Source organism: Apilactobacillus sp., from assembly GCF_025290035.1.
Lineage (GTDB): Bacteria > Bacillota > Bacilli > Lactobacillales > Lactobacillaceae > Apilactobacillus.
On the sequence record NZ_JAMBKT010000003.1, the window covers coordinates 63,102 to 78,396 of the forward strand.

Sequence of the window (15,295 nt, forward strand, 5' to 3'; positions counted from 1 at the left end):
ACCTTACCACTATCATGCCCGATTTCTGCAACAATATTACTGCGCTTTTCAAACTGATTGATGACTTCATTTTTCACATGATGTTTATCAAATAAATCAGCTAAATAATTCGCAATTTGTTCTTCGTTATCGTTTACCGTGTTTATCGATATTAAGTCCTTTAGTATCGATAATTTTTCTGCTTCTTGCATTATGTCACCTCACATCAAACTAATTTTGATAATAAAAAAGTAGAGAATCATCTCTACTAAAAACTATAATAATCTAAAATTTTGTGAATAAAGCAATTGAACAATTAATAATAAAACATCAACCGCAACAAAGAATCCAACAGCGGAGAAGAAAGTTAATCTAACCACTTGTAATTTCTTGTGGGTAACTTCTTTGCTTAAAGTAGTTAATTTCTTTTCGATTGTTGGTAATTGTAGTGCTGAGTAAATATAGAAAGCTTCTACAATAAACATAATAATTAGGACATAACTATTTGCCATTTCTGGAAAAATAATACTAAAAATAAATATCGTAATTACGATTGCTAAAACCGCAATTTGACTCATCATCAAAAATTGTTTTCTTTGTGATAACTTAATTTGGTTAAGTTGCGTTTTATCATTAGCGACTAACTCTTGGATTCCTTTATTAACCGCTTTATTCAATTTCATAATTTTAGGTAATGTTTCATAGGCACCGAATAGTAATAATCCAATGACTACGAAAAATAGAATTAAATAGATTAGTGTATTCATATCGTTTCCTACTTTCTGTATGTAATATTTTTATTATTACACCAAATCTTTCGGAACAAAAGCGAATTACTCACTAAATGGCGTTTCTTAATACTATTTTAAATATTTGTCGAACCATTCATAAATATCTTTAAAACGTTTCATTCTTAAACTAGGTAACCCATTTCTAGAGAAACCATGGAATGATTGCGGATATCTAATGTAGTCAACATCTGTTCCGGTTTGTTTAATCGCGGTAAATAATGCTTCACTTTGGTTAACCGGACAACGCATGTCCCATTCACCATGTTGAATTCTAGTTGGTGTTTTAACGTTAGGCGCATACTTTAATGGTGAGCGGTCCCAGTAGTATTCCAAGCCGCCTTCATCGTATAAGTCCATCCCTAATTCAGTGCGAATAAAACGAACACCAATATCGGATGTGCCATATAATGAATGCCAATCAGAAACCGGACGTTGAACAATCGCTGCATTAAATCGATCAGTATGACCAACTGCCCATCCCGACATAAATCCACCATATGAACCACCAGCAATAAAGGTATTTTGATTGTCTAAATCAGCGAATTGCGTTAACGCAGCATCTAAACCACTTAAGACATCATCGTAATCTTCATCCCCGTAATGGCCAATCACTGCAGATTCGAAATCTTGTCCATAACTGGTGGAACCTCTTGGGTTAACATAAACAATCGCATAACCACGACTAGCTAATGCTTGGAATTCGTGGAAGAATGTTTCACCATAATTAGCTTGTGGTCCCCCGTGCACGTATAAGATGACCGGCAAATGATTACTGCTGCCGGTGTATTTTAATACCCATCCTTCAACGGTCGCTTTCCCATCTTTAGATGGTGTTGAAAATGGTGTTACATCAGCATAGTCGTGTTGAGTGCTGAAGTTTTCATTTGGATCGTATTTAACCGCTAGTTGTTGGCCCACCAATTGCACTAATTGACTTGGTACTTCTGGAGTAGAAACGTCCAAGAAAATTTGATCATCAATGACGGTTAAATCAACAATGTGGCAATGACCTTCATATACCTTCGTTAAGGTGTCGCCAGCTTTTTGCCAAACTTGACTGTGACCATGCCAAGTAGTGGTAAAGACGGCTTCGCCATTATCTTTCCAGACAAAATGCTTCCCTGGATTTTGAATAAAGTCGCCGGTAATGCTACCAAAGACTTCACTTTCTTCTTGTGATAATTTAACTAATTTATCTGCGCTCACTTTATAGCTATATAAGGCGTTCACAGTCGCATTTGGGAATTGGTAATCGTTTCCGGCAACCACGATTTCTTCATTATTAGGCGCATATATGGCAAAACTGAAAATTCCATTGGCAATCGCTTTAGTGATATTGGTTTCAGTATCTTTAGTTAAATCAATTTCATAAACCGCTTCGGTATGGTCTGATTTGGTTTTTAAAGTCGGATTAGTTTGTTTAATTACTAACAGATGATTATGCTTGGCATCCCCATCTTGTAAGCTTAAATCATATTTGGAAATATAAACCTGATTACCCTGGTTTAATTTCACGTTAAAACGATAAATTAGGTTATCGGCCTCATCATCGACCCAACCGATTCCATCGTGGCGATTATCAAATCGTCTAACGTGTCTGGTATCTGGGAATTGACTAGTCTTAAATTTAGCAGGCACCTTACTATTTGTTCCTTGATAGAAAACAGTTTGATTGTCTTTTCCACTCACAATTTTACTAATCTTTTGATCTTGGGTTAATTGTTGCGCACTTCCACCATCAAGTGGCATGCGCATCAAATCACCATTATGTACATATACTAAGTAATTACCCACGGCGATTGGCGAGGTATTCTTACCGCCATCAGTCCATTTGATAATCTCATTATTTTGGTTAATGCTTATGATATCTGAATAATATTCATTATCGCCCTCATCAACGCGATTTAAGACCGCAAAGATTTGGCCATTAATATTACTTACTTGTGTTACTGATTTTAATTGAAATAAATCAGTGGCTTTAATTTTTTCACTCATAAATAACACCCCTTTCAATTTACTATAGTATCTTTTTTTACCAGTTTAATTGCAATAAAAAAGCTCTAATAATTAGGACTTTTTTTGCTTATTTAATTTATATTGTTCGGTAATCACTAATGATGTAATCGGAATCGTGATGATAACACCGATTAGTGAGAATAAAATGATAATAAACTCGGCATCAAAAACCTTGTCATTTAAAATCGCACCAAATGAATAATTCAATCCATAGAACCAGACAAATAGTGATAGTGAGCCACCAAATAACCCGAAGAAAAGCGTATTTAATGTGGTTCCAATAATTTGTTTACCGACTAAAACCCCATCGAAGAATAATCGATCTGGTTTAATTTCTGGATGTTGTTCTTTAATTTCATCTAATCCGGATGCAATCGCCATTGTCGCTTCAGCAATCGCGCCAAGCGTACTTAAAATCGCTGTTGATATTGCCACATCTAAGAAACTAATCCCAATTGGTAACGATAAACCTTCTAAGTCATCACTATCTTCTAGGCCAAACCCTTGGACTTGCGCCCAGTGTTCGACTGGAATAATTAAAACAACCAATCCTAATAAGACTAAAACTGAAGCGATGAAAGCTAGGCGACTTGTTTCATCATCAGTTCCACTAAGAAAAATCGTTAACGCTAATAAAATGATTCCCGCAATCACGGTTACAATGATGGGTGGAAAATGAAATGCCATTAAGACAATCGCGAAAAATAAGAAGCAAAAGTTAAAAATTAAACCGACGAATGATTGGAAACCTTGTTTACCACCTACTAGGACCATCAAGACGAATAACACTAATCCTAAAACAATAATTGCACTCATTATTTCGCCCTTCTTTCTGCGAATAAACTAGTCAAACCACTAGCTACTGGAACCGCTAAAACGATTCCGATCCCACTGATTAGACTTTGTACCATCCCTAATGACATATTCATTGAAAATGAGTAGCCCCAACTATTTCCATTTTTAAGGAATAATAGTGTCATTGATAACGTTTCTCCCATAAAAATAAAGAATAAAACGTTGATTAAGGGTCCCATAATTGCTTTTCCGATATTTCGACCGGATAAGAATAATTGGCGACGGGAAATTTCTGGACGTTCCATTTTTAATGCAAATAATGATGAAATAATATCTGTAGATTCATCCATCACCGCCCCCAGTGATCCAATGATAGTTTCAGCTAAGAACAATGGACGTGGTGGTTGGGTAACATATTGCATCGATTCATAGAAAATTCCCTTTTCATGCGTAAAGTGAAAGACAATTAAACTAATAACAATCGATAAAAATGTACAGCCAATCGTTGACCCTAATGTCACAAACATCTGACGATTCCAACCAATTACTAACCATAATGTAATTGCTGAAAATAGGACCGCTAAAATAGAGAAAATCCATAAGACATTTGACCCATTATTAAAGCCATCAAAATATAAGGCGACAAAGAATAAAATCGTATTAATTATAATACTTCCAATTGCGGTAATCCCCGCCATCTTTAAGAAAATAAACATTAACGCAATCGCTAAATAAACCAAAAAGACTACTGCCGTGTCGCGTTTGGCATCCTTAATCGTGGCGCTTAATATGCCATCTTCTTTATGAATGACGACAAAGGCCTTTTGCCCGACTGAATATTTCTTATCCATCGCCTTAGAATCTGTGTATGTATTATTGAAGGTGATTTGGCGGTTTTTATACTTCCCATTGGTAATTTTACCGGTAATTTGTTGAACATAACTATGATCAACATTTTGGAAACTATCCACTTCTTTATTAGCGCTAATCGCTTTTACTTTTTGAACTTGTAAAATAGGTTGTTGGTACAAAAAGTCATCGTGTGAGACGAAAAACATCAATCCTGCCCCAATCACCAAGAAAATGGCGACCAATTTAAGTGGAAATTTCTTCCATAATTTTGTCAAAATAATTCCTTCTTAATTTATAAAATTTGATTAAAAATCCATGATGGAGTCATTTTACCACACAATTATTAAATTTTTCTTAAATCGCTATATCGGGCATGCTTATGCGATTAAAGCCGGCAAATCGGCATTTTGTCGATGTAACTTATTTGACACACATCATTTTTCTTTGTAATAATAATACCTATGCTTTACAATACTACAATTTCAAGGAGGAAGATCATGACCAAAAAAGTTGAAGTTAAACATCTAACCAAGATTTTCGGTCGTCATGTTGGTCGCGCCAAAGAAATGATCAACGAAGGAAAATCCAAAGATGAAATTTTAGCTAAAACTAACAGCGTAGTTGGTGTTCATGATGCCAACTTCGATGTTAACGAAAATGAAATCTTTGTTATCATGGGACTTTCCGGAAGTGGTAAGTCAACTTTAATTAGAATGCTTAACCGTTTATACGAACCCACTGATGGTGAAATTCTACTAGACGGGGAAAGTATTACTAAGTACGATAAGAAAGAATTGCGTGATTTCAGACGTAAAAAGATGAGCATGGTATTTCAAAACTTTGCTCTATTCCCTAACAGAACCATTATTGAAAACACCGCTTACGGTTTAGAAATCCAAGGTGTTGATAAAGAAACTAGACATAAGAAAGCTCATGAATGTCTAGAACTAGTTGGCCTACACGGCTACGATGATAGATATCCTAACGAATTATCTGGAGGACAACAACAACGTGTTGGATTAGCTCGTGGATTAGCTAATGACCCAGAAATTCTATTGATGGATGAAGCATTCTCAGCATTAGATCCACTTAACAGAAAAGAAATGCAAGACGAATTGCTTGATCTACAAGCTCACCTAAAGAAGACTATCATCTTCATCTCACATGATTTAAATGAATCACTACGTATTGGTGACCGTATCATGATTATGCGTGATGGTGAAATCGTTCAAATCGGTTCACCTGAAGACATCTTACAACATCCTAAGAATGAATATGTTGAAAGATTTATCGAAGGTGTTGATAGAACTAAGATCCTTACTGCTAGTCGCGTAATGATCAGACCTGATGTTATCAACATTGAAAAGGATGGTCCAAGAACTGCCCTTAGATTAATGAAAGATAATCACAACTCAAGTGTCTACGTTGTTGATTCAAAACACCGTTTCAAGGGATTAATTGATGCCAAGGACGTTATCAACCAAATTGAAAACGACCAACGCGATTTAGAATCAATCCTAAAGACCGATGTGCCAACAACATCACCCGACACACCAATTAAGTCACTATTAAATGACATTTCCAAGACTTCAGTACCATTTGCGGTATTGGACGAAGAAAGTCGACTACTAGGAATTATCATTAGAAGTTCCGTACTAGGCGCAATTTCTGGAAACGAGGTGCAACATAATGACTAGTCTATTTGCTCTAACAATGCAACCAATCCCTTTTGCTGATTGGATTAATAAATTTGTTAACTGGTTAACTCAATTCGTTGGTTTCTTTAATGGTATCACTGATTTTATCGGTGCCATCGTTACCTCATTCCAATGGGTATTTGATTTATTACCAGTTTGGTTATTCATTGTCTTAGTACTAGGTATTACCTACTGGGCACTACATGACGCTAAACATTGGGGATTAATGTTATTCGAATTAATCGGATTATTATTAATCTACAATCAAGGTTACTGGCGTGATATGACTCAAACATTAACACTAGTTTTAACTTCAAGTTTAATCATTGTCGTTATCGGTATTCCTCTAGGAATCTGGATGGCAAAGAGTCACACTGTTAAAGTAATCGTTAAACCAATCCTTGACTTTATGCAAACTATGCCTGCTTTCGTTTACCTAATCCCAGCCGTAGCATTATTTGGAATTGGGATGGTCCCAGGGGTAATTGCTTCAGTTATCTTCTCACTACCTCCAGTAGTTAGAATGACTAACCTAGGGATTGAACAAGTTCCAACTGACCTAATCGAAGCTGCTGACTCATTTGGTTCAACTGGTTGGCAAAAACTAATCAAAGTGGAATTACCAATCGCTAAGAATACATTAATGTCTGGTGTGAACCAAGGAATGATGTTAGCTCTATCAATGGTAGTTATCGCTTCAATGATTGGTGCCGTTGGTTTAGGTTCAGAAGTTTACTTTGCCGTGGGTAGAAATAATGCTGGTTCAGGATTTACTGCTGGTTTTGCAATTGTAATTCTTGCAATCATCCTAGACCGCATTACCCAAGCATTTAACAAAAACAAAGACCACTAATTAGGAGGATTAAGATGCGAAAGAAAGTTAGATATGTTCTTGCAACATTAACGATGTTTCTTCTTGCAACAGTTTTAACTGCTTGTAGTAGTTTAACTTCACCTTACAATCCTAATAAGAAGTTAGGTCCTCAAATTAACTACACAATTACGGGGATCGATGCTGGTGCCGGAATCATGGCATCAACTCAAAACGCGCTAAAGGAATACCCATTAGCTGAAAACAAATGGCAACTACAAACTAGTTCAACTGCTGCAATGACTTCGACTCTTGCAAAAGCAATTAAATTTAAACAACCTATCGTGGTAACTGGTTGGCAACCACACTGGATGTTCAAAAAGTTCCCACTTAAGTTCTTAAAGGATCCTAAGAATGTTTACGGTTCTTCTGAAGAAATTCACACTATTGCTCGAAAAGGTTTAGCAAAAGACAATCCTGGTGCCTACAAGATTTTGAAACAATTCAAATGGAATCCAGCTGAAATGTCTGACGTAATGCTTCAAACCAACGCTGGTGTTGATCCTAAGGTCGCAGCTGATAACTTTATTAAGAAAAATCCTAAGTTATACGCTGAATGGACTAAAGATGCACCTCGAGGCAACGGTAAGGCTGTTAAGTTAACTTACGTTGCTTGGGACTCAGAAATTGCTTCAACTAACGTTATGGCTGAAGTATTAAACAAGATGGGTTACAAGGCAACTATTCAAGCTCTTGAAATGCAACCAATGTGGGCATCAATTGCTACTAACGCTGCTGATGCTTCACTATCAGCTTGGTTACCAAACACTGCTGGTCTATATATGAAACAATATAAAGACAAGATTGAAGATGTTGGACCAAACTTATACGGTGCTAAAGTTGGATTAGCTGTTCCTAAATATATGAAGAACATTAATACAATTGAAGACTTAGTTAACAAATAAATAGAAAAGACCTACTCATATATCTTGTGATTAGGTCTTTTTTATATTATGATAAATGATATATTAATTAGAAATTGAGGTGTTTTTTATGAGAAAAGATAATATTGATGAATCATTAATCAAAGATGATTTATATCAAGCAGTTAACGGAGAATGGATTAAGAACGCTACCATTCCTGGCGATCACTCATCAACTGGTGGTTTCATGGACTTAGTTGATAATATTGATAAAACATTAATGAGTGATTTCGATGATTTATTAAAAGGCACCATGACTCCAGTAAATGACGACATGGCTGAATTTAAGAAGTTATATGATTTAGCAACCGACTTTGCAAAACGTGATGCTGATGGCGCAGAACCATTAAAGAAAGACTTACAACGAATTGAAGACGTTAAATCATTTGACGATTTAAATGCTCAATTAGCTGATTGGACTATTTCTGGTTTACCACTGCCATTTGGATTTGGTGTTGAAGCAGATATGAAAAATGCTAAATTTAACGCTTTATACGCAAGTAGCCCAAGTACTTTCTTACCTGACAAAACTTACTACGACAAACAAAATCCTGCCGGTGCGAAGTTAATGCCAATCTTCCGTGATATGGTACGACAATTATTAACCATGGTGGGTTACGAAGAAGATCAAGCAAAGAACATCGTTGATTCTGCTGAAGAATTTGACCGTTCAATTGCCCCACACGTGAACTCAGCTGAAGAAAATGCTGACTTTACTAAAATGTACAATCCTAAAACATATGCTGAACTAGCAGCTAAAATTGATAAATTTGACTTAGTTAGTTACATAAATGAATTAGTGGGCACTACTCCTGATCAAGTAATTGTAACTGAACCTAAATTCTTCGATGCTTTCAATGATATCGTCAACGACGATACATTTGCTAAGATGAAGAACTGGATGATTGTTCGTACTGTCAAGGGTTCTGCTGGTTTGTTATCAGAAGAATTCAGACAAATCGGTGGGATCTTCTCTCGTGCCCTCTCAGGTAAGAAGGAAGCTACTAAACCAGAAAAAGCTGCTTACTACTTAGCTTCCGGATTATTCGACCAAGTTGTTGGTGACTACTATGGTCGCAAATACTTCGGTGAAAAAGCTAAGCAAGACGTTCATGATATGGTCGTTAAGATGATTAACGTCTATGAAAAACGCATCCAAAGTAACGACTGGTTAGGTGATGACACTAAGAAGATGGCCATCACTAAGTTAAACTCATTAGCCATTCACGTCGGTTATCCTGACGAAATCAACCCACTTTACCACCAATTTAAGGTTATTGGTAAAGAAGATGGCGGTGACCTATACTCAAACGTTGAAGCTATCGACAGAATCGTTACTAAGCACAACTTCAGTAAGTGGAACAAACCAGTTGATAAGAGCATCTGGGATATGTCTGCAAACACTGTAAACGCTTATTACTCACCACTAGAAAACGTGATTGTCTTCCCTGCTGCTATTTTACAAGCACCTTTCTACAGTTTAGAACAATCATCAAGTCAAAACTTCGGTGGAATTGGTGCTGTTATCGCGCATGAAATTTCCCATGCTTTTGATAACAACGGTAGTCAATTTGACCAAGATGGTAACTTAAACAACTGGTGGAGCGATGAAGACCACAAGCACTTTGATCAATTAGCACAAAATATGATTAAAGAATTTGATGGTTTAGATTTCGCCGGTCAAAAGGTAAATGGTAAGTTAACCGTTTCGGAAAACATTGCTGATGCTGGTGGTTTAAGCTGTGCTTTAGAAGCTGCCAAAGGTGAAGATGATGTTAACCTAACAGACTTCTTCGTTAACTGGGCAACCATCTGGCGTACTAAAGCAACTGAAGAATACCAACAACTATTATTATCAATTGACGTTCATGCTCCAGCAGAATTAAGAGCGCAAGTTCAAGTTAAGAACTTAGAAGATTTCTATAAGACCTTCGATGTTAAAGAAGGCGACGGTATGTATATGGACGAAGATAAACGAGTAAATATTTGGTAATAAAAAAATGCCTGACAGACGTCAGGCATTTTTATTTATGATATCTTTTTCAATCTCGTATTCTTCGTAATAGCTTTTATTATTTTTAATTTCGCCAGTTTCATACAGGTTTATTTTATGCTTTAAACGATTAATTGATATATCCAGGTTTTTCTTATTTTCACTCAATTTACGTTCTTGTTCTTGAAGAAGTTCTTTCCTAGCTTCTAGGGTTTCATCACCCTTTTTTATTAAATCAACATATTCTATTAAACTTTTGACTTCGACTCCTGAATGTCTTAAACAAACAATCATTTCAATCCATTTTTGTAGTTTTTCATCATAGAAACGATTTCCATTTGCTCTCCTAGGAACCACTGGTATCAATCCGATTCTTTCATAGTATCTAAGGGTTTCAACGTTTAAACTATATTGTTTTGCTAATTGAGTAATAGAAAGATCCATACAATCACTCCTTTTTAAAAAATTATACTGGTTGTAGTTAACTATAGCACAAATTATATTAATTCAGATGTTTTTATTTGCGGTTTAGTTAACTACAGGTGTTTTAATATTGATTATCGATATTAGATATCAATATTTATAGCGGAGGAATTTATAGATGAAAACACTAGTATTATTATTTCATCCAAACATCACACAATCTCGAGTAAACAAAGCGTTTATTCAGAAACTGGAGGAACAAAAAAATTCAGATATAACCATTAGAGATGAATACGCAATCTATCCTGATGGCAAAATCGATGTTAAGGCAGAGCAACAATTAATGGAAAAACATGATAAAGTTATTTTTCAATTTCCAATGTATTGGTATAGTTCACCAAGTCTGCTAAAAGAATGGGAAGATCAAGTTCTAGAATACGGTTGGGCCTATGGCTCTAGTGGTAATAAACTTAAAGGCAAGCAATTAACGCTTGCCGTAACTACCGGTGCGGTATCCGAAAATTATTTAAAGACTGGTCAATTTGGTCACACCATTGACGAAATTCTATCCCCATTTAAATCTACAAGTAAACTGATTGGAACAAATTACACAACTCCATTCATTACACATGGGGTTGCTAAACATCTAAGCGATTCAGAACTACAATCTCGTTCAGAAGAGTTTGTATCATTCGTCAATAAAGGAGAATAAAACGATGGCTAAATTTATTGAGTTTGCAACTCCAAGAAAAAATCCGGTCGACTTATCATCTGGTTCAGCAAAAAAAATCTTAGAAGAGCACGTTCAATTCTTAAAACATCAAGCAAAAGATGGGAAGATATCATACGCTGGTTCTACTTTAGATAATGTCGGCGGTTTGATTGTATATGAAGCTGAAACAAAGGAAGAAGCATTGGAATTAATCAATCAAGATCCTTTAACCATCAATAACCTAATGGAAATTTCAGTGCACCTTTTCAAAACTCTAGATGAAATCTAAAAAAAGACCTGACAGACGTCAGGCCTTTTTATTTAGTTTTTATTTTTTAGTGTTTCTTAGCATTAATGCCATTGCTAAACCAACTAATTCAATGATGAAGAAAGTAATGAAGACAACATGGAAACCACCCATTTGGGCAACCATATGACTCATCCCTTTTGCAACATTGTTATCCATTACGTTAGATAGAATCAAAGTGGCAACAAGTACCCCAGTTGATCCTAAGATTTGTCTGAATGTGGAAATCACAGCAGTTCCATCAGAAATTAAATCCTTAGGCAATGAGTTAGCACCCATTGTTACAGCTGGCATCATCACAAATGCATTTCCACCTTCAATGATGGCTGCAATAATCATCATTGGGACTAATCCTAAAGTTGCCCCTGTGACACTTAATACTAACCATCCTGCTAAAATCATGAACATTCCAGTTAGCATGGTTGATTTAAAACCAATCTTATCAGCTAACTTACCAGTTAGTGGGTTCAATAGACTTAAAACAATTGCTCCAGGTGCTAGCGCTAATCCGGAAACTGTCTTACTTACCCCTAATACATCTTGGTAGTATAGTGGGAAAATAATTGTTACCACGATTAAGGCAATGTATGATGCCCCAGTTAAACCAACTGATAAATCGTAGTTAAAGTCTTTTAATACTCGTAGTTGTAGTAATGGTTGATCCATCTTAAATTGACGAATCGCAAACAATGCGACCATTAGCACACTGACAATCAAGACAATAATTGCTAGTGTCATATCAATGTTGGCCTTACCAATCATGTTAACAACATATAAAATCCCGATTAACCCAATTGATAATATTACTGATGGGAAGTCTAAATGGCTTTCCTTTTCAGGCATAACGTTTCTAATTGCGAATAGTGAAATCACAAATAAGATTGAAATAATTACCGCAAAAACGATAAATAGTCCGCGCCATGCTGAGAAATGCAATACGATTGCTGATAAAATTGGTCCACATGCTAATGCTGAACCCATAATCAAACCAGCGAATCCCATGGTAGTACCACGTTTTTCTTCTGGTGTGATGTATAGAAGCACTGATTGATAAGATGGGAATAAAATCCCAACAGCAATGGCTTCCATTGCACGACCTAACATCATTACTGAGAAGTTAGGTGCTAGTACAACGATAATTGTACCGATATCAAAAATTGCTAGAATCATTAAGAATAATTGCTTAAATTTAACGTTGTTCAATAACCATGGACTTACTGGCATCATGACACACATGATTAACATAAAGCCAGTGGTTAACCATTGAACAGTTGATGCGTCAATTCCAAAGGAACTCATTAAAGTTGGGTACGCAGTTGAAATTGATGATTGACTCATTGACATCGTAAAGCTTCCTAAAAGCATTACAATGACGAATAAGAATCGATTATATGGTTTTCCATTTAAATCGACATTTTGCAAAATAGTCATCCCCTAATTTAGAATCATTATAAACTAACACTTTTAAATTCTATCTTTTTAGCGGAAATAAGTAAACTATTTTGACTTGATTAATTCTCGTCAAATAAGAAGCGCGCAATTATGTGATCAACAAAAATATTATGGTGTAAACGACTGTGTTGCCCACTATTTCCAGTAACCGGAATTTCATCATAGTTCTTAACACGATGAGCAACTAGATATTTTAGTGATTTCGCTGATGCGACACTAACGACACCATCAGAATCAGTCTTTTTGTTGTCATCCCCGTAGATATTTAATACTGAAACATTCTTAGGGAAGTTCTTACAATCATTAATTAGTGTTTGATATGAAGGGAACCACTTATTTTCTTCTGAATAAATAGATGGTTGCCCTTTTGAGTTAACGTAGTTATCAATCCCGTTGTTAGATAGTTTCATAATTCCGTCATATGGTCCGGCAATTGAAACAAATTTTTGTAATTTCGGCATATCTGAATCACTATTGTATTTCGCTGCAGTATCTAATGCTGTTACAGCACCGGTGGAATGTCCAACGACATTGTAAGTAGTAAAGCCGTACTGTGCCCTCAGAATTTGTAAAATTTCACGGAACCAACTAACTTGTTTGTTCACTGATGTAAATTTACGCTGAAAAATAACTTGAATGATGGGTTTTCTAGCGCTTGATTTAATTTTTCCTTTATGTTGAATATTACCATCTTTATCAACATAGATAACTAATGAACGTTGTCCACCATCACGAGATGCAATAGTAGCAAGATGATCAGTCGATTTCATTGATCCACCTAGTCCATGCACAAAAAGTGTTGGTGTATTCACTACACTTTTATCAGATTTTGACATTAATAAATTGTCACTTCTAATTGCAAAAAAGATTGCAAAGAAAGCCACAATCACAGTCGCAATAATTAAAATCACATTGGTTTTAGCAGTTTTACTCAAGATGATTCTCCTCTCAATTCTTCTATGTCCTATGATACTAGAAAATCGATAAAAATACAGTAATAATTATAGTCATTAATTAGCCAAAATCACTAATTTGTAGTAGATTATAGGTATAGAATAAAATTTGGACTGAACAAAGGAGAACTTATTTTGATTACATTAAAATCACCACGCGAAATCGAGATGATGGCTAAATCTGGTGAAGTTTTAGCCGGTGTTCATTTGGGATTACGTAAAATGATTAAACCAGGATTAGATACTTGGGAAATCGAAGAATTTGCTGACAAATACATTCAAGATCACGGTGCTACCGCTTCTGAAAAGGGTTTTGAAGGTTACAAATTTGCTACTTGTATCTCCGTAAACGATGAAGTTGCCCACGGAATTCCTCGTAAAGGATTAATTCTAAAAGATGGCGACATCGTTAAAGTTGATTTAACAGTTAACAAAGATGGCTTCGAAAGTGATTCATGCTGGACATATGCTGTTGGTAACATTTCTGAAGAAAACCAAAAATTAATGGACGTATGTAAAGAAGCACTATACCGTGGAATCGACCAAGCCGTTGTTGGTAACCGCTTAGGTGATATTGGTTTTGCTTGCCAAGACTTTATTGAAAATCAAAACCACATGGGAGACGTACGTGAACTAATTGGTCACGGAATCCAACCTACCATGCATGAACAACCAAACGTTCCTGCATACGGTGAACCAGGTAAAGGTCTTCGTCTAAAAGAAGGAATGACAATTACGATTGAACCAATGGTTAACTTAGGAACTTGGGAAATCTCAGATCGTTATGATGCCAAAGATGATTGGACTTATTACGTATCTTCAGATGGTACTAATTCTGCTCAATATGAACACACCATCGCTATCACTAAGGATGGTCCTAAAATCCTTACTTCTCAAGGCGACGAAATCGACGATAAATACAAACTATAAAATAAAAAAACATCATGAGAAAATCTCATGATGTTTTTTTATTATTTTATAGACCGTTAACACAGTGTTCTGGTTTTTCACCTTTTAGAACCAGGTTAACTTCACTACTAGACATGTCTGAAATCTTAGTGAATGATTCCACTGAGAATCCTGAGTTATGTGGTGTCATAAAGACATTCTTTAATGATCTCAATTCACTATCCATTGGAAGTGGTTCTTTTTCGAATACATCTAGACCGGCACCGGCAATGTCACCATTCTTAAGTGCTTCAATTAAGTCAGATTCGTTGATAACTGCTCCACGCGCAAAGTTAACGATGAATGCTGAATCCTTCATCATCTTGAATGTTTCCTTATTTACTGAACCGATAGTTCCCTTAACAGCTGGTAAATGTAGAGATACAAAATCTGAACGCTTGAATAGTTCATCCCATTCTACAAATTCACCATATTCTGAAGTACGAGGACTTCTGTTCCAGATTAATGTCTTTACGCCAAAACCAGATAGCATCTTGGCAACTTGTTGACCAATGTTTCCGTAACCAACGATACCGATGGTCTTACCTTTAATATCATGTGATGGGTGATGGAATGCAAATGA

Annotated in this window: 15 protein-coding genes and 1 pseudogene; 7 read left to right on the forward strand and 9 right to left on the reverse strand. The window is 35.8% G+C overall.

The genetic code is table 11. From position 1 onward, the window contains the following. From M3005_RS02240 to M3005_RS02260, 5 genes and pseudogenes are all read right to left on the reverse strand, one after another. Window positions 1-191, reverse strand: a pseudogene (locus M3005_RS02240) (M20/M25/M40 family metallo-hydrolase); the annotation flags it as partial. Window positions 192-254: 63 nt separating this feature from the next. Beyond that, complete coding sequence (locus M3005_RS02245) at window positions 255-746, reverse strand: hypothetical protein (protein ID WP_293793301.1); 492 nt, start codon at window positions 744-746, stop codon at window positions 255-257. A 93-nt stretch (window positions 747-839) separates the two neighbouring features. Further along, window positions 840-2,765 (reverse strand): alpha/beta hydrolase family protein, encoded by a 1,926-nt coding sequence (locus tag M3005_RS02250; RefSeq protein ID WP_293793303.1) that lies wholly within the window; start codon window positions 2,763-2,765, stop codon window positions 840-842. Window positions 2,766-2,837: 72 nt separating this feature from the next. After that, the gene (locus tag M3005_RS02255) at window positions 2,838-3,602 is read right to left on the reverse strand and encodes a YibE/F family protein (protein WP_293793304.1); all 765 of its coding nucleotides are present in this window, start codon (window positions 3,600-3,602) and stop codon (window positions 2,838-2,840) included. After that, on the reverse strand, window positions 3,602-4,708 hold the full coding sequence (locus tag M3005_RS02260) for a YibE/F family protein (protein WP_366142701.1): 1,107 nt from the start codon (window positions 4,706-4,708) through the stop codon (window positions 3,602-3,604). The genes M3005_RS02255 and M3005_RS02260 overlap by 1 nt, the downstream gene beginning before the upstream one ends. A gap of 222 nt (window positions 4,709-4,930) precedes the next feature. Between M3005_RS02260 and M3005_RS02265 the strand changes: the two genes are divergently transcribed. From M3005_RS02265 to M3005_RS02280, 4 genes are all read left to right on the forward strand, one after another. After that, complete coding sequence (locus M3005_RS02265; protein ID WP_053950425.1) at window positions 4,931-6,130, forward strand: quaternary amine ABC transporter ATP-binding protein; 1,200 nt, start codon at window positions 4,931-4,933, stop codon at window positions 6,128-6,130. Beyond that, window positions 6,123-6,983, forward strand: a complete 861-nt coding sequence (locus M3005_RS02270; protein ID WP_293793305.1) for an ABC transporter permease — start codon at window positions 6,123-6,125, stop codon at window positions 6,981-6,983. The genes M3005_RS02265 and M3005_RS02270 overlap by 8 nt, the downstream gene beginning before the upstream one ends. A 14-nt stretch (window positions 6,984-6,997) precedes the next feature. Beyond that, window positions 6,998-7,906: a glycine betaine ABC transporter substrate-binding protein gene (locus tag M3005_RS02275; protein WP_293793306.1), complete on the forward strand. Its 909-nt coding sequence runs from the start codon at window positions 6,998-7,000 to the stop codon at window positions 7,904-7,906. A gap of 88 nt (window positions 7,907-7,994) precedes the next feature. Beyond that, entirely contained in the window at window positions 7,995-9,917 is a 1,923-nt protein-coding gene (locus M3005_RS02280) for a M13 family metallopeptidase (protein ID WP_293793307.1), read from the forward strand. 21 nt (window positions 9,918-9,938) lie between these two features. On the opposite strand, the gene M3005_RS02285 is transcribed toward M3005_RS02280, so the two are convergent. Further along, window positions 9,939-10,361, reverse strand: coding sequence for a MerR family transcriptional regulator (locus M3005_RS02285; RefSeq protein ID WP_293793308.1), 423 nt, complete (start codon window positions 10,359-10,361; stop codon window positions 9,939-9,941). Window positions 10,362-10,518: 157 nt separating this feature from the next. On the opposite strand from M3005_RS02285, the gene M3005_RS02290 reads away from it, so the two are divergent. Together M3005_RS02290 and M3005_RS02295 are read left to right on the forward strand one after the other, a co-directional pair. Continuing rightward, window positions 10,519-11,052: an NAD(P)H-dependent oxidoreductase gene (locus M3005_RS02290; protein WP_293793310.1), complete on the forward strand. Its 534-nt coding sequence runs from the start codon at window positions 10,519-10,521 to the stop codon at window positions 11,050-11,052. Between the two features lie 4 nt (window positions 11,053-11,056). Further along, entirely contained in the window at window positions 11,057-11,341 is a 285-nt protein-coding gene (locus tag M3005_RS02295) for a YciI family protein (protein WP_293793312.1), read from the forward strand. 39 nt (window positions 11,342-11,380) lie between these two features. On the opposite strand, the gene M3005_RS02300 is transcribed toward M3005_RS02295, so the two are convergent. Beyond that, window positions 11,381-12,790, reverse strand: a complete 1,410-nt coding sequence (locus M3005_RS02300) for an MFS transporter (RefSeq protein ID WP_293793313.1) — start codon at window positions 12,788-12,790, stop codon at window positions 11,381-11,383. Window positions 12,791-12,870: 80 nt separating this feature from the next. Further along, window positions 12,871-13,746 carry an alpha/beta hydrolase gene (locus M3005_RS02305; RefSeq protein ID WP_293793314.1) on the reverse strand — a complete coding sequence of 292 codons (876 nt, stop codon included), beginning with the start codon at window positions 13,744-13,746 and terminating at the stop codon, window positions 12,871-12,873. Window positions 13,747-13,899: 153 nt separating this feature from the next. On the opposite strand from M3005_RS02305, the gene map reads away from it, so the two are divergent. Then, window positions 13,900-14,694 (forward strand): type I methionyl aminopeptidase, encoded by a 795-nt coding sequence (gene map, locus M3005_RS02310; RefSeq protein ID WP_293793315.1) that lies wholly within the window; start codon window positions 13,900-13,902, stop codon window positions 14,692-14,694. 46 nt (window positions 14,695-14,740) lie between these two features. Here map and M3005_RS02315 read toward each other — a convergent pair. Next, the coding region (locus M3005_RS02315; protein ID WP_293793316.1) for a 2-hydroxyacid dehydrogenase at window positions 14,741-15,295 on the reverse strand (555 nt) is incomplete at its 5' end.

What these genes read in the sequence shown, in the direction of transcription:
- M3005_RS02275 (WP_293793306.1), top strand. Translation starts at nt 6,998, where the DNA reads ATGCGAAAGAAAGTTAGATATGTTCTTGCAACATTAACGATGTTTCTT.
- M3005_RS02255 (WP_293793304.1), bottom strand. Translation starts at nt 3,602, where the DNA reads ATGAGTGCAATTATTGTTTTAGGATTAGTGTTATTCGTCTTGATGGTC.
- M3005_RS02295 (WP_293793312.1), top strand. Translation starts at nt 11,057, where the DNA reads ATGGCTAAATTTATTGAGTTTGCAACTCCAAGAAAAAATCCGGTCGAC.
- M3005_RS02280 (WP_293793307.1), top strand. Translation starts at nt 7,995, where the DNA reads ATGAGAAAAGATAATATTGATGAATCATTAATCAAAGATGATTTATAT.
- M3005_RS02245 (WP_293793301.1), bottom strand. Translation starts at nt 746, where the DNA reads ATGAATACACTAATCTATTTAATTCTATTTTTCGTAGTCATTGGATTA.
- M3005_RS02250 (WP_293793303.1), bottom strand. Translation starts at nt 2,765, where the DNA reads ATGAGTGAAAAAATTAAAGCCACTGATTTATTTCAATTAAAATCAGTA.
- M3005_RS02290 (WP_293793310.1), top strand. Translation starts at nt 10,519, where the DNA reads ATGAAAACACTAGTATTATTATTTCATCCAAACATCACACAATCTCGA.
- M3005_RS02300 (WP_293793313.1), bottom strand. Translation starts at nt 12,790, where the DNA reads ATGACTATTTTGCAAAATGTCGATTTAAATGGAAAACCATATAATCGA.
- M3005_RS02285 (WP_293793308.1), bottom strand. Translation starts at nt 10,361, where the DNA reads ATGGATCTTTCTATTACTCAATTAGCAAAACAATATAGTTTAAACGTT.
- M3005_RS02265 (WP_053950425.1), top strand. Translation starts at nt 4,931, where the DNA reads ATGACCAAAAAAGTTGAAGTTAAACATCTAACCAAGATTTTCGGTCGT.
- M3005_RS02270 (WP_293793305.1), top strand. Translation starts at nt 6,123, where the DNA reads ATGACTAGTCTATTTGCTCTAACAATGCAACCAATCCCTTTTGCTGAT.